Here is a 13,321-nt window from a genome sequence, read left to right as displayed (position 1 = left end):
GGCTCACATGTGGGGTGGAGGGACGAGGGTGAAGTCCGCCGGGCTCCCGGTCCAGGACGCGCGCCACCCGCGTGCGCGGGCGGCCTCTTCGAAACGCGCTATCCCGAGGTAGGCGAACGCGGCGGGGGCGTTCGGCACGAGGCCGGTGATGAAGGTGCGCACCACGCGCAGGGGCGTGCGGCCGACGTCCGCCGTCGTGAGGTCCCGGGTGAGGACCCGGTGGCCGTGGCGGGCGAGCCGCCGGTAGACCTCGTCCATGGAGACGGCGGGGATCCGGGTGATCGGCCGGAGGCCGAGGGCGGGTTCGGTGAACCGCCGGGCCTGTGCGTGCAGCCGCGGATCGAGCCACAGCTGGACGTGGGCGCCGAGGTCGACGATGTTCTGGCAGTGCTCGCCGGCGGCGTCGAGGTAGGACCCGTCGCCCCGGAAATCGAGGTAGAGGCCGCGGGCCATCAGGCCCTGTTCGACGGCACGGAAGACCCAACCGTCGGCGGTGGTGCATCCCTGGGTGTAGACCCAGGTGTGGACCGCCTCGAGTACCGCCTTGCGTGCCGCCCGGACCGGGTCGAGCGCGGCGGAGAACCCCGCGGCGTAGAGCCCGCGCTCCCGGTCGTGGACGAGCGCCGCGACGGCCGGGGCGAATTCCGAGGGCATGGCGACCAGGAAGGCGCGCAGGTCACCGCCCTGCAGGTCGTCTTCGAGGCCGGGGACGCTCGCGGGGTCGATGCCGAACGTGGGTCCGTCGAGGTGCCACCACAGTTCGAGGGCGTCGCGCTCGATGACTTCCAGGACCCCGCGATCGCGGGCGTCGTCGGCCCCCTGTCCCGTTGCGATGCCCGCGTAGTTCAGGTGGTGGGTGCGGGGAAGGTGCCGGAAGCGCGACTGCCGCCAGTTGAGGTGGACGAGCGCGTCGGGAAGCCAGGCCGGGTGTCCGTCGAGGTCGGCGCACCGGGTCCACAGTGTCGGGGTGTCGTCGGTGAGGGGCGTGTAGGGGAACCCCTGCCTGGTGTACTGCCACGGCGCGAAGCGCGGCAGCCGGGCGGTGTCGAGTACGGGCTCGCCTTCCTCGCGCAGCTCCCCGGCGGTGGCCACGCGGAACTCGTCCGGGGGCAGTTCCGCCGGGAGCCAGTTCCCGCAGTACCGTTCGACGCCTTCGGCGATGGCGGCGATCCGCGCTTGGTCGGCGTCGGCGAAGGACGTGCCCAGCGAGACGCGGTCGGCGGGCCACTCGCCGAGCCGGCGCGCGTCCGCGACGGCCGCGGTGAGCGCGAGGTAGGACGGTGGGGCCCCTGCGGGGCGCGGTATGGGGCGGACGGAGCGGATGATCCCGCACTCGGGGTCTACGAGCGCCTCGGCGGGGAGAGTGCCGGCGGGGGCGTCCTGCTCCGGGGCGGCGTCGCCCGGATGGGGTGGGCGGGGTGCGCTGGTGGGGGCCGTCATGGGGGCGCTCCGTTCATGGTGCCAGGTGGCCGCTGCGGGGTCGAAGACCGAGCGGGAACGTGATCCGGGGGTCGGCGGGAGGGCCGCGGTCCAGGGCGGGGGCGAGCCCCGGGCCGTGTGGATCCCGAGCCAGGCGTCGATGATTCCGCCGAGTCCGCCGGCGCTCCGGACGCGGGCGCGCAGGTCCTCGTCGGGGATCCCGCTGACGAGGCCGTGTCCCCACGGCCCGCTGACCAGGTGGCTCGGCCCGGGCCAGTCCCGCGCGAGGCGTGCGGTGTCCTCCCGGAAGAAGTCGTCGTCCCCGTCGATCGCGAGCAGGGGGTACTCGACCGGGCCGTATCGGGCGCGCGGATCGATCCGCTGCGCGGACCACAGTCTCCGCCAGCCGGTCAGCGTCTCGGCGGGCCATCCCCAGTCGGCGGCCGCGGCGATGGGGCCGCGCTCGCGCGCTCGGGCCGTTCGCCGGTCGAGCTCGGCGTCGGAGAGGGCGGGCTGTGCGCACCGGCCGCGCCCGTGCTGGTGCCACCAGCCGATGCGGTGCCGGAGCTGCGGGCGTCCGTCGGCGCTCCAGGCGGTCTCGGCGAGGCCGAGCGCCGGGACCAGGACGACGATCCCGGCGATCGCGTCCGCGGAGGGGGAGCGCGGCGCCGCGTCCGTTCCGTCGCCGACCGCCTCCCGCGCGGCCTCGAGCGCGCAGTGGCCGGCGTAGGAGGCTCCGAACAGCAGCAGCGGCAGGTTCGGGAACTCCCGCAGGAGGCGGTCGAGAATGTCGCGGCCGTCGGCGCCCTCGTGCTCGTAGGGCGACCAGTCTCCGTCGGACCGGTACCGCCCGCGGACGTCCTGCACCAGGCAGTGGTAGCCGCGTTCGGTCCATGAATGCGCGATCGGTGCATGCGGGCCCGCGTCGTAAGGGGTCCGGATGAGGACGAGGCCGGTGGGGGCGGCGCAGTGCCACAGCAGCCCGCGCAGCACCATGCCGTCCCGCGTCGGGCAGCCATGGTCGAACGGTCCGCCGGCGGCCGCGCTCATGCGCCCGCCTCGCAACCGGGGTCGTAGGGCTCGGGGTAGCCCAGGACGGTGTGCTCGGTGGCGGTCGCCGACGCGGAGACGTACTTCCACAAGCTGCTCCGGAACCTCGTCAGGTCGTCGCTCTCCTGCGCCCAGGCGAGGGCGACCGTGAGCATCCGGCCGATGAGGAGGGTCCGGGCGGCAGCGGTCAGCTCCGGCGGGGCGTGGGTCGCCGACCGCTGCCAGGCGGCGAGTTCGCGCGGCACCGGACTGGCCGCCAGGCGCCGCTTCTGCACCTGGCGGGCGGTGGGATCGTCGGCCGACAGGCGGATCGGGTCGACGAAGCAGTTGTCGCCCTCGCGGTACCCGCCGAGCCAGGCGGTCCCGTGCTCGGGGAGGGAGTCGAACGCCGCCCATTCGGCCCGATCGGCGGGTGTCTCGGCGAACGCGACGACGAGCCGCCGTCGCTCCGGTCCCGCCTCGGGGGCGGCCTCGGAGTCGGGCGCGACGGCCGACGGCGCGGGCCCGTCCGCCGCGTCCTCCGTCCCGCCCCGCTGCCGCGTGATGTCGGCGCCGAGCTCACCGAGGGCCTCGGCGAGCGCGTCCAGGACCGGACCGTCGCCGACGAGGACGACGTCGCGCCGCCGGGCGGGCCACCGGCGTTCCGCATCGTCGAGTTCGCGAGCGGCCATCGCCTCGGTGAGCCGGTCGGCGTAGGCGGAGGACGCCTCCTCCCCGCCGGCGGTCCCGGCGAGGGCGTCGAGGAGTCCGGGGGGCGGGGACCGCAGACGCAGGAAGCGCCCAGCCAGGGTGCGGACGGACCCGGTGCCGTCGCCGTCGATGAGCACGTCCGTACCGGTGCCGGGAAGGCGGGCGAGGCGGGAGGTCCCTGTCATGGTGGCCCCTTCCAGACGGGTCGGGAGGACGGCCCGGCCGGGGGCGCGAGCCCCGGCCGGGCCTGGTGAACCGTCGTCAATCGACAGACGGCTCGGTCAGTCGAAGGGGTTCTCGACGAGAGCGTTGGAGTGCGAGGCCGACAGGTGCGCCAGCTGCTCGGTCTCCTCGATCTCGGAGACGATCTCCTCGTTTACGGCGAGCTCCTGCTTGTCCATCGGGGGACTCCCTTCTTCTTGGATGACCGCGTCGCCGCGGGTTCGCGGGGGAGCGAACGCCGCAAACCGTACTTGATAACGGTTTTCATTTCCAGTACCTTTTTTGCGTGCCTGATGAACAGCTGGTCGTCGCCGACTACCGCGCCGCACGCACCTACGCGGTCGGCGACGGATCCGTCCGCGAACTCGGCGGCGGCGTCCTCGCCGAGCACGCGGGGTTCCTGGCGCTGCCGCACGGCGTCCGAGCCCACGCGCAGTGGGCGTTCGCCGACGACCGCTCGGGATCACTGGTGGTGGGAGGGCCGGCCGGTGAGCGCCGCCACCCGATCGCCATACCGGCCGAACACCTCGCCTGCGATCCCACCGGCCGCTACGTCGCCGTCACTACCGGCGCCGGGGCGAACACCGAGCCGTGGAGCGACGTGGTGACACTCGTCGACCTGGAGGCGCAGGCGCCTCGCCGGTTCCGGGTGCGGACCGGCGAGCCCGGCGTGATGATCGCCCCCGACCAGCGCAGCGGCGAACCCGTTCTCGTGCTCCGCCACCGCGAACCCGGGGCGATCGAGGCGCTCGCGCTCGCCCGTGCCGTGGCGGTCGGTCCGCACGTTCCCGAACTCCGGGGCGAGCTCAGCGGCGTCATCGCCGAGGACGGGCACGGCGACGTCGTCGACCAGCGCACCGGTGTCGTCGCGACCGCGACGCGGCGCGGTCTCGAACGCTTCGTTGTCGAGGACGGCGTACCGCGCCCGGTGGGCATCGTTCCGTGGCCGGTCGACGGGCGCGCGTTCTACCTGCGGTTCGACCCGGCCACCGGATGCGCCCTCGGCGTCGTCCGCGGCGGCCCCGGGGCTCCGGACGCGTGGACCTCGTGGACCAACGCCCTGGTGGAGATCGAGCTGGCCTCCGGGCGGACCCGCCACGCGGAGTTGCCTCCCGGACTCGCGTTCCGATTCGCGGCCGGGGGCGGGCGGGCCGCGGTGGCGACCGTCCACCCCGACGGAGACCGGGTGAGCCTCCTCGACCGGGGCGGCCCGCAATTGAAGACGGTGCGGCAGACCGCGCTCCCGGCGATGTCGAATCCGCCCGCACCGGGCCGGCTGCCCTGGGAACCGTTCGGCGACGCACCCGCCCAGCGGCGCGCCGTCGCCGTCGACCCGGCGGGGACGGCCGTCGCCGTCACCGGGGGCGGGAACGGCGTGGTCCACATCGTCCGGGAGGACGCGACCGAGACCATCGCACTCCCGAGTCCGCTCGACGAAGGCGGTCACCTGCTCTGGTGGCCCCCATCGCCCGGCGCCGGCACCGATCCCATCGGGCGCTGATGACCAGCGGCCCGCCCTATCAGACCTCACCGGCCCTCGACGCTGCGCTCGCACGGTGGGAGCGGCATGCGCGGCCCGGGCTCCCCCATGCCGGGTACAGCCTCAGTCGGCTCGCCGGACGCACCCGCTACGGGATCTACCGATTCCCCGACCAAACCCCGGTCCTCGAACCCGACGAGCACATCCTGCGGATGGCCCCTTCCCCGGACGGAGCTCGCATCGCCTTCCAGCTCGCCGACACCGCCGACGAGGACGCCGTCCTGGGAATCGTCGACGCCGCCACCGGCGAGCTGCGCCGCTATCCCGACATCCGCTGCCGCTATGACGAGGTGCTCTGGCAGGCGGACTCCTCGCGCCTGGAGGTCGCCGCCTCCGGCTCGGGTCGGCTCGTCGACCTCGATCCGGTGAGCGGAGAACGCCGGGAATCCGGCCTCCCGCCAGGGGTCCGCGTGCGGCTCTTCCGCGGCGGACGACGAGGACTCGCCGCACAGAGCCGGCCCGGTCGGCCCACCGAACTCATCGACCGCGCCACGCTGCGCACGCTCGGGACCTTCCCCGGCATCGTGCGCGTCCTGCCGTGGGGCGATGCGGTCCTCGTCCAGGACGGCACGGGCCTGCAGGCCCTTCACGTGGCCAGCGCAACCGTGCGGTGGCGCTGGGCGGACCCCGGCGTCGGCATCACCTCGCTCGCCGCGCACGGCGACGACGTGCTGATCGCCGGCGTGCGCGAGGGCCGCAGCGTCCTCCTCCGGCTGGCCGAAGGCCGAGTGGTCGAGCACCGACCGGTCCGCTGCGGCGGCGGACCGGCGGTCGCGAGCGGCGTGGCCTACGACGCGGGAGCGTTCCACGCCCTGGTGGAGGGACCGACCCTGCCTCCGCGGCTGGTCGCCGCCGAGGAGCTCCTCACCGGCCGCGCAGCCGCGCCGCAGCGCATGGACGCGACGCGAACGACCCACCTCACGGTCCCCGCCGACGACGGCGCGGAGGTCACCGTCGTCCTCACCTCGCCGAAGGATGCCGAGGGTCCGGCACCGCTCATCCTCACCTGCTACGGCGGGTTCGGCGTACCGAGCCTGCCGGAGTTCGAACCGACCGTGCCCGCCTGGACCGAACACGGCGGCCGGTACGCGATCGCGCAGATCCGCGGGGGAGGAGAACACGGAACCGCCTGGCGCCGGGCGGGCCGCGGACACAACAAGCAGCGCGGCATCGCCGACCTCGCCGCCGCCGCGCGCGGCCTCGTCGACGCCGGCCTCACCCGCGCCGACCTGCTCATCCTCGCGGGCGCCTCACACGGGGGAGTGATCGTCACCGCCTGTGCCCTGGCCGAGCCCGGGCTGTGCGCGGGCGTCGTCAGTACCGCGGCCCCGCTCGACCTGCTCAACCTTGACGCGCACCCCTTGGGCCGCAGGTGGATCGGCGAGTTCGGCGATCCCGGCACCGCCGAGGGGCGTGCCCGGCTCGAAGCGGTCTCGCCCTTGAGCCGAGCGGAGAACCTAGCCCCCGGCATAGGACCGCCCGCGTTCCTCGGCATCGTCCTCGACGAGGACTCCCGCGTCGCCGCCGACGACACCGACCGACTGGTCACCGCGCTCCGCCGCATAGGCGGCACCGCCGAACTCTGGCGGGCACCCCGCACCGGCCACGGCGGCAACCACCTGGACAGCCTGCACCGATTAGGAGCGACCATCCTCGGCTTCGCCGAACAGGCCACCGGCTCAGGAGCCCCACGCCCCACCCCCGCAGCGCCACCCGGAACACGCTGCCCGGACGAGACGAAGCGAGCATGACGACACACGACGAAACCCCCGCCACTCCGGGCGGGCACGCCGCCACGGCGCCCCGGACACCCCCGAGACCGGTTCCGGCGCCGGAGAACGCCCCTAGGACTCCGCGCCGGCGTACAGGAGCGCTCGCGGCTCGCGTGCTCGTTCCGGTACTCGCGGTCGCACTGCTGAGCGTCCTGCTGCTCTCCGCGAGCACCGGCACCATCCCGGTGCCCATGGCGGACGCCCTGCGGATCGTTCTCGGCCACCTCATGCCGGGAATGCCGTGGATGTCGGACGGTTCCCTCACCACGGTGCAGGACAACGCGGTCTGGCGGTTCCGGCTGCCGCGCGCCCTGCTCGCCGCGATGGCGGGCGCCGGCCTCGCCCTCGCGGGCGCGCTGATGCAGGCGGTGGTCCACAACTCCCTGGCGGAGCCCTACATCCTCGGCGTCTCGGCCGGTGCGGGGGTCGGCGCGGTGTCGTTCATCGTGCTCGGCATCGGAGCGAGCTCCCTGGGAATCGGGGCCGCCGCGTTCCTCGGTGCGCTGATGGCCACGGCCGCCGTGTACCTCCTCGCCCGCAAGAACGGGCACATCGCTCCGCAGCGGCTCATCCTGGCCGGTGTCGCCCTCGGATCGCTGTTCAGCGCCGTGACGAGCTACCTCACCATCACCACGGACGCGCAGAACGTCTTCAGCATCATGTTCTTCCTGCTCGGCTCCGTCTCCGCTGCCACGATCGGGCATCTCGCCCTGCCCGCCGCCGCGCTGCTGGCGGCCGGTATCTTCACGGCATTCAACGCCCGGGCGCTCAACGCGCTCCTCGTCGGCGACGACGCCGCCGCAACCCTCGGCATCAATGTGAAGCGGCTGCGCAGCAGCGTCCTGGTGACCGCCGCCCTGCTGACCGGATCCGTCGTGGCGGTCTCCGGCGGCATCGGCTTCGTCGGGCTGATCGTCCCGCACATCGCGCGGATCATCGTCGGGTCGGACCACCGCAGAATGCTGCCGGTAGCGGTCCTCGGCGGCGCCGTGTTCCTCGCCGCGTCCGACCTTCTGGCGCGGACTCTCGCGGCCCCTACGGAGATCCCGCTCGGCGTTCTGACCGCACTGGTCGGGGCACCGTTCTTCCTTTGGCTGCTGCGGCGCGACCGCTCCGACAGCGTGGGGGTCGGCCGATGAGAGTCGACATCGAAGACCTCGACGTGCACCGGGGCGGCCGACCCGTCGTGTCCGGGGTGAGCATCCCGGTGCCGCCCGGCACCGTTCTGGGGCTGCTCGGGCCCAACGGGAGCGGCAAATCGACGCTGCTTCGGGCCGTGGCGGGAATCGCGGCCCCGTCATCGGGGCGGGTGCGTTTCGACGGCGCCGACATCTCCTTCCTGAGCCGCAGGGAGATCGCCCGGCGCGTGGCGGTCATGGCGCAGGAGCACAGCGAGGAGTTCGAGATCCCCGTGCTCGACCTCGTCCTCCTCGGGCGCATCCCGCACGGCAAGGGCTTCGGCCGCGACTCCGACCGCGACGTCGCCATCGCGGAGCAGGCCCTCGACCGGGTCGGGGCCGCGCACCTGGCCACCCGCTCCTTCTCCGCCTTGTCCGGCGGCGAGCGCCAGCGCGTGCTGTTCGCCCGTGCGCTCACCCAGGACACCCCCGTCCTCGTGCTCGACGAGCCCACCAACCACCTCGACATCGCCCATCAGGTCGAGCTCGTCGACCTGGTCAGGAGCGCCGACCGCACAGTGCTGGTCGCCCTGCACGACCTCAATCTGGCCGCACGCTACTGCGACACCGTCGGTGTGCTCGACGGCGGGCGCCTGCGCTCCTTCGGGCCGCCCGAACGCGTTCTCGACACCGACCTGATCCGCTCGGCGTTCGGCGTCGAGTCGACCTCCGTGGCCCATCCGCGCTCCGGTCGGCGCCACTTCATCTTCGACGCCCGGACCCCCGAACCCGGTCCGGACACGGACCGTCCGATCCCCACCGAGGAAGGAAGCTCCACCCCATGAACCGCCGTCCCGCCCGAACGCGTCCGCGCGCCACGATGCGTACCCGCACGCTTCCCTCCACTCTCGCCGCGCTGAGCGCGATCCCCCTCGCCTTGACAGCTTGCGGAACCGGGGTCACCTCCGATCCCTCGAACTCCCAGGGTCCGGAAGAGACCGTGGAAGTCGCGAACTGCGGACGGAAGCTCACCTTCGACACCACTCCGGAGAACGTCGTGGGAATGATGCCCTCCCAGACCGAGATGCTCATCCGGCTCGGTCTCCAGGACTCCCTCGTCGGCCAGGCACAGACCGATGTCTCAACGCTGCCCGAGGACATCGCCGAAAAGGCGGCGGAGGTCCCCGTCCTCAGCACGGACGCACCGCCGGCGCGCGAAGACCTCCTGGCCACCGCCCCCGACCTCGTGGTTTCGCCCACGGAGTACGAGTTCACCGCGGAGCAGGGCTTCGCAAGCATCGACCAGCTCAACGAGAACGGCGCCCAGGCCTATGTGGCGACCGGCGGCTGCGCCGACCGCCGCAACACCGCGGAGGTCACCGACGTCCTGGCCGACATCACCGACCTCGGTGCGATCATGCGCGTCCCGGAGGAGGCCGAGGAGCTGTCGACAGAGGCCGAGGACCGGCTGTCGGCCGTCGACGAGGCGATCGGGGGCTCGCAGCGCCCGAGCGTCGCCCAGGTCTATGTCGAGGGCGAGTCGCTCTCGGCGATCGGCGCCGGCGTGGAAGCGGACATCATCAAACGAGCCGGCGGCGACAACGTCTTCGACCCGGAGGCACCCGAGTTCGCGGAGTTCTTCGCGGCCGAGATCAACCCCGAGGAGATCACCAGCCGCAACCCCGAGGCGATCGTCTTCGGGGTCTCGGGACCGGCACAAGAAGAGAAGACCCGGGAGTACCTGCAGAGCACCTTCCCCGACGTCGCCGCCGTCGAGAACGATGCGCTCATCGCCGTATCCCAGGCCGACCTGCACCCCGGCACCCTCGGCAACATCGGCGCCGTCGAGACCATCGCCGAGGAACTCCACCCCGGCGCATTCTGACGCCCGACCACCGCGAGAAAAGCTCCTACAGTCAGGACCTGTTCAAAAGGCTCCGGTTGTCGGGTACGAGCGGAATGTCGGGGCTGCGTATCAGCGAGGTCTCCGGTAGATGGAGCAACGACCAAGCAGCCCATATACACGGAGACCTCGGTGGCCGGGGTATCGATTGGAGGACGCAACGACCTCACCGACCAGTAGTGGCGCGTGCTCGAACCGCTGCTGCCCCGCGGCAGGCCGGCCAGGTGCAACTGGCGCCCAGTACTGGACGGCATCCGCCGGCGCACCGCCTCGGCGTGCCCCGGCGCGACGTTCCCGAGCGCTACGGCCACTGACAATCGGTCTGTCCGCTGCTGCGGACTGGCCGTGAGACATCTTCCTGTCTCCATTTCGTCTCCACGCTGCTGGCGCGGCGAGGCTGTCTCCACGATCGGCCGATCTCCGTGTGCCCGGTAGTGCTCACCGGCCTCCGGCTCCCGTGTATGGCTGATGACCTGCGAAGGGGAGCGGTTGCCCATGTCGAGTCCGGTGTGGTCGCGCTGGATCCCCACCGCCACCGTCCTGCTGCTGGCCGCCATCGCGGCCGTGGTCTCCTATGCCCACATGTTCGAACTGGCCCTGCGCCACGGCGAACCCGTCTGGCGCGCCGGCCTGTTCCCGCTCTCGGTCGACGGCATGATCGTCACCGCCTCGATGGCCTTACTCAGCGACGCCCGCCAGGGAAGGCGCGGGGGAGCGCTGCCCTGGACGCTACTGGTCGTCGGCAGCGCCGCGTCCCTGGCGGCCAACGTCGCGGTGGCTGCCCCGACAGTGTGGTCGCGGGTGATCCATGCCTGGCCGAGCTTCGCCCTGATGGGCGCCTACGAGCTGCTCATGCGCCACTTCCGAGTGGCGGCTCGCCGCGAACGCTCTGCGTACGCATGCGGTGTGCAACGCGACCCGCTTCGCTCCGAGGAAGTGGAGCTCTCGGATGAGGCAGATGCCTGCGGGCGGGCGAGTCTGCGCGTGGTCGATCCTGTTGGTGATGAACACGCGCGGGGTAATGGTCTCGCGCTCTCCGGTCGCGGGCCCGTGCCACGCATTCAGATCGACGCCTGGAACTGGGCCGTGGAGCATCAGCGATCCCACGGATCGCTGCCGACCGGTGGCGAGATCGCCGCAGCGTTCGGACGAAAACAACGCTGGGGTCGGCTCGTCAAGCAGCGAGGGCAGCAGGGCGCGCTCGAGCACGCAGCCGCTTGATAGCGGCCTGTTAGGTGGTCGACGCGGTGATTGCGTACGCATTGCGTGTGCCGTGCGTACGCGAACCAAGGGCGACGCAGCACGCGTGTGTGAGAACAGCGTCGGCGGCCTGGAACCGGGCCCGAGGGCGCTGTCATGGGGGATGGTGTTGGATTGCGCGTTGCCCAGAAGGGGGCTCTCCCCACGTCCGTGGGGATCGGGGTGATCTTCATCAACGGTGACACGTGCTCTCCGGTCCATCCCCACGTCCGTGGGGCTCGGGCACCCGGGAGCTGGCCGGCGAGCTTCTCTGCACTACGTCAAATGGCGCTATCTTGTGGCTCTGACCCCTTCAGAGGGCGACCGGAACGGTTACCACACGAACCGCTCGCACTGATCCTTCGCGAAGCCGGAGGATGGTCTTCTGGTTCTCTTGGTCTGCATCGGCGCAGGCGTCAGGACCGCAGAACAATACGCAGGACCTAATCGCCCAGAAGGCCGAATGCTTGGACCTGCTGTCCCCTGCCACAGATCGAGGTCTTGCACCAGTTCATCCGGGGTCCGGTGGTGCGTGGCTGGGACGACACGTTCCAGAAGTCCGCTGAGCATGGCCCGAGTATCGCCGCGACGCACGGCAGGCAGGGTGAGACGGCGTTGATGGCGCCGCATCTCGCATCCCGGAGGCGATCCAGTGCCCTGCGCAGCGCACGAGGCGACCGCGGCGCGCAACCGGATGAAGCTCCGTGCGCGCCGCGGTCGGTGTGCGGCAATGGGTCAGCGGCCGGCCGAGCCGCTGGGCTCATGCTCGGCGTCCTCCGACACCGTCTCAGCTGGCGCAGCGCGGCCTGTGTCGGCCCCACCGATCGCTCCTCTGTGGCGGAGCAGGGCCACGGCGAGAACCGCTGCGGTCGCGGCGACGGCCGCGGCCACCATCGAGGCGATGTTGAGTCCCGAGGTGAAGGCTTCGCGGGCGGAGTCGGCCAGGGCGGTTCCTGCGACGGTGGGCAGCCCTTCGGCCTCGGTGAGGGCAGCCGGAAGCGTCTGGCCGGACGCGCCCGCGACGCCGTCCATCTGCGCGCGGTAGACGAAGGCGCCGATACTGCCGAGGAAGGCCACCCCCAGCGAAACTCCCAGGTCACTGGCGGTGCTCTGCACCGCCGAGGCCTCACCGGCCTTCTCCTGAGGCGCGGAGCTGATCACCAGCTCGGGCACCAGGGCCATGGTCGGAGCGATTCCGGGGTAGAGGATGTAGAAGCCGGTGATCAGCAGGGGCAGGCCTCCCACGTGCTCGACCTGTGTGAGCACCAGGTAGCCCGCGGCCGAAAGCACCAGCCCCGCGGCGATGACGTAGGCGGGACGGATCCGCCGGGCGATCACCGGGGTGAGGGTGGAGACCAGCACCAGGCCCAGGGCTCCGGGGAGGATCCACAGACCCGCCTCCAGCGGCGAGAGGCCGGCCACGAGCTGAAGGTACTGGGTGAAGAGCAGGTAGACGCCGCCCAGGGCGATGGTGGCCAGCATGAACACCGTGAGCGCCCCGCTGAACGTGCGGTTGGAGAACAAGCGCATGTCCAGCAGCGGGCTGGCCAGGCGCAGCTGGCGCCGCACGAAGACCACCCCGAAGACGACCCCGGCGACGAGGCTGCCCAGGGCCAGCGTGCCCAGCCCGGTCTCGGCGAGCTTCTTGACGCCGAAGACGAAGGGCAGGAGGGCGGCTAGGGACAGGACGACACTGGCCGGGTCCAGCTTCCCGGCCTCGGGCGCGCGGTACTCGGGGATCAGGAAGGGGGCGGCGAGCAGCACCACGGCCATCACCGGTGCTCCGACCAGCAGGGCGGCGCCCCACCAGAAGGCCTCCAGCAGCAGCCCGCCGACCAGCGGGCCGAGTGCCACACCCGCCGAGACCGAGGCCGCCCACAGCCCGATCGCCACCCCCCGCTGGCGGTCGTCGCGGAACATGGTGCTGATCAGGGACAACGTGGAAGGGGTCACCGCGGCCGCTCCCAGGCCCATGGCGGCACGCGCGGCGATCAGCAGCTCGGCGTTGGGAGCGAAGGCCGCGGCCAGCGAGGCGGCGCCGAAGACCGCCGCTCCGAAGAGCAGCATCCGCCTTCGACCGACCCGGTCGCCCAAGGTGCCCATCGTCACCAGGAGGCCGGCCATGACGAAGCCGTAGATGTCGTTGATCCACAGAAGCTGCGCATTGCTCCCTCCAAGGTCGGCCGCGATGTGCGGGGTCGCCATGAACAGGACGGTGAGCGCGGCGAACAGCAGGATGGTGGGCAGTACCAGCACGGCCAGGCCGAACCAGGCCGCGGCCCGGGCCCGATCGGAGGGTGGTGCAGCGGGAGGATCGGAGAAGTGCGTCGACACGGGGATTCCTCTCGATGGTTCGCGTATCGCTTCG

The 13,321-nt window shown here is 72.1% G+C and carries 10 protein-coding genes; 6 read left to right on the top strand and 4 right to left on the bottom strand.

The window, feature by feature from the left end:
• Positions 1-3 precede the first annotated feature (3 nt).
• The 3 genes from F4561_RS32660 to amiA form a co-directional block, all read right to left on the bottom strand.
• The gene (locus F4561_RS32660; RefSeq protein WP_246437223.1) at positions 4-2,469 is read right to left on the bottom strand and encodes a YcaO-like family protein; all 2,466 of its coding nucleotides are present in this window, start codon (positions 2,467-2,469) and stop codon (positions 4-6) included.
• Positions 2,466-3,344: a hypothetical protein gene (locus F4561_RS17635; RefSeq protein ID WP_184580446.1), complete on the bottom strand. Its 879-nt coding sequence runs from the start codon at positions 3,342-3,344 to the stop codon at positions 2,466-2,468. The genes F4561_RS32660 and F4561_RS17635 overlap by 4 nt, the downstream gene beginning before the upstream one ends.
• A 96-nt stretch (positions 3,345-3,440) precedes the next feature.
• A complete protein-coding gene (gene amiA / locus F4561_RS32655) occupies positions 3,441-3,560 on the bottom strand; it encodes a streptamidine family RiPP (protein ID WP_246437222.1) in 120 nt (39 codons plus the stop codon).
• 107 nt (positions 3,561-3,667) lie between these two features.
• Here amiA and F4561_RS17630 point away from each other — a divergent pair, with 107 nt between their 5' ends.
• The 6 genes from F4561_RS17630 (at position 3,668) to F4561_RS17605 (ending at position 10,935) form a co-directional block, all read left to right on the top strand.
• Positions 3,668-4,882: a hypothetical protein gene (locus F4561_RS17630; RefSeq protein WP_184580444.1), complete on the top strand. Its 1,215-nt coding sequence runs from the start codon at positions 3,668-3,670 to the stop codon at positions 4,880-4,882.
• Positions 4,882-6,672: a prolyl oligopeptidase family serine peptidase gene (locus F4561_RS17625; protein WP_184580442.1), complete on the top strand. Its 1,791-nt coding sequence runs from the start codon at positions 4,882-4,884 to the stop codon at positions 6,670-6,672. Before F4561_RS17630 ends, F4561_RS17625 begins: the two co-directional genes overlap by 1 nt.
• A gap of 134 nt (positions 6,673-6,806) precedes the next feature.
• A complete protein-coding gene (locus F4561_RS17620; RefSeq protein WP_184580440.1) occupies positions 6,807-7,832 on the top strand; it encodes a FecCD family ABC transporter permease in 1,026 nt (341 codons plus the stop codon).
• Entirely contained in the window at positions 7,829-8,656 is an 828-nt protein-coding gene (locus tag F4561_RS17615; protein WP_184580437.1) for an ABC transporter ATP-binding protein, read from the top strand. Before F4561_RS17620 ends, F4561_RS17615 begins: the two co-directional genes overlap by 4 nt.
• Positions 8,653-9,696: an ABC transporter substrate-binding protein gene (locus F4561_RS17610; RefSeq protein ID WP_184580435.1), complete on the top strand. Its 1,044-nt coding sequence runs from the start codon at positions 8,653-8,655 to the stop codon at positions 9,694-9,696. Before F4561_RS17615 ends, F4561_RS17610 begins: the two co-directional genes overlap by 4 nt.
• 513 nt (positions 9,697-10,209) lie before the next feature.
• A complete protein-coding gene (locus F4561_RS17605) occupies positions 10,210-10,935 on the top strand; it encodes a DUF2637 domain-containing protein (protein ID WP_184580433.1) in 726 nt (241 codons plus the stop codon).
• A 753-nt stretch (positions 10,936-11,688) separates the two neighbouring features.
• Here the strand turns inward: F4561_RS17605 and F4561_RS17600 are convergent.
• On the bottom strand, positions 11,689-13,287 hold the full coding sequence (locus tag F4561_RS17600; RefSeq protein WP_312885343.1) for an MFS transporter: 1,599 nt from the start codon (positions 13,285-13,287) through the stop codon (positions 11,689-11,691).
• Between the last annotated feature and the right edge of the window lie 34 nt (positions 13,288-13,321).

Source organism: Lipingzhangella halophila (assembly GCF_014203805.1).
Taxonomy (GTDB): domain Bacteria; phylum Actinomycetota; class Actinomycetes; order Streptosporangiales; family Streptosporangiaceae; genus Lipingzhangella; species Lipingzhangella halophila.
The sequence above is the reverse complement of the archived record's forward strand: the minus strand, read 5'-3'. Positions and strand labels throughout refer to the sequence as shown.

What these genes read in the sequence shown, in the direction of transcription:
- F4561_RS17605 (WP_184580433.1), top strand. Translation starts at nt 10,210, where the DNA reads ATGTCGAGTCCGGTGTGGTCGCGCTGGATCCCCACCGCCACCGTCCTG.
- F4561_RS32660 (WP_246437223.1), bottom strand. Translation starts at nt 2,469, where the DNA reads ATGAGCGCGGCCGCCGGCGGACCGTTCGACCATGGCTGCCCGACGCGG.
- F4561_RS17625 (WP_184580442.1), top strand. Translation starts at nt 4,882, where the DNA reads ATGACCAGCGGCCCGCCCTATCAGACCTCACCGGCCCTCGACGCTGCG.
- F4561_RS17635 (WP_184580446.1), bottom strand. Translation starts at nt 3,344, where the DNA reads ATGACAGGGACCTCCCGCCTCGCCCGCCTTCCCGGCACCGGTACGGAC.
- F4561_RS17610 (WP_184580435.1), top strand. Translation starts at nt 8,653, where the DNA reads ATGAACCGCCGTCCCGCCCGAACGCGTCCGCGCGCCACGATGCGTACC.
- F4561_RS17615 (WP_184580437.1), top strand. Translation starts at nt 7,829, where the DNA reads ATGAGAGTCGACATCGAAGACCTCGACGTGCACCGGGGCGGCCGACCC.
- amiA (WP_246437222.1), bottom strand. Translation starts at nt 3,560, where the DNA reads ATGGACAAGCAGGAGCTCGCCGTAAACGAGGAGATCGTCTCCGAGATC.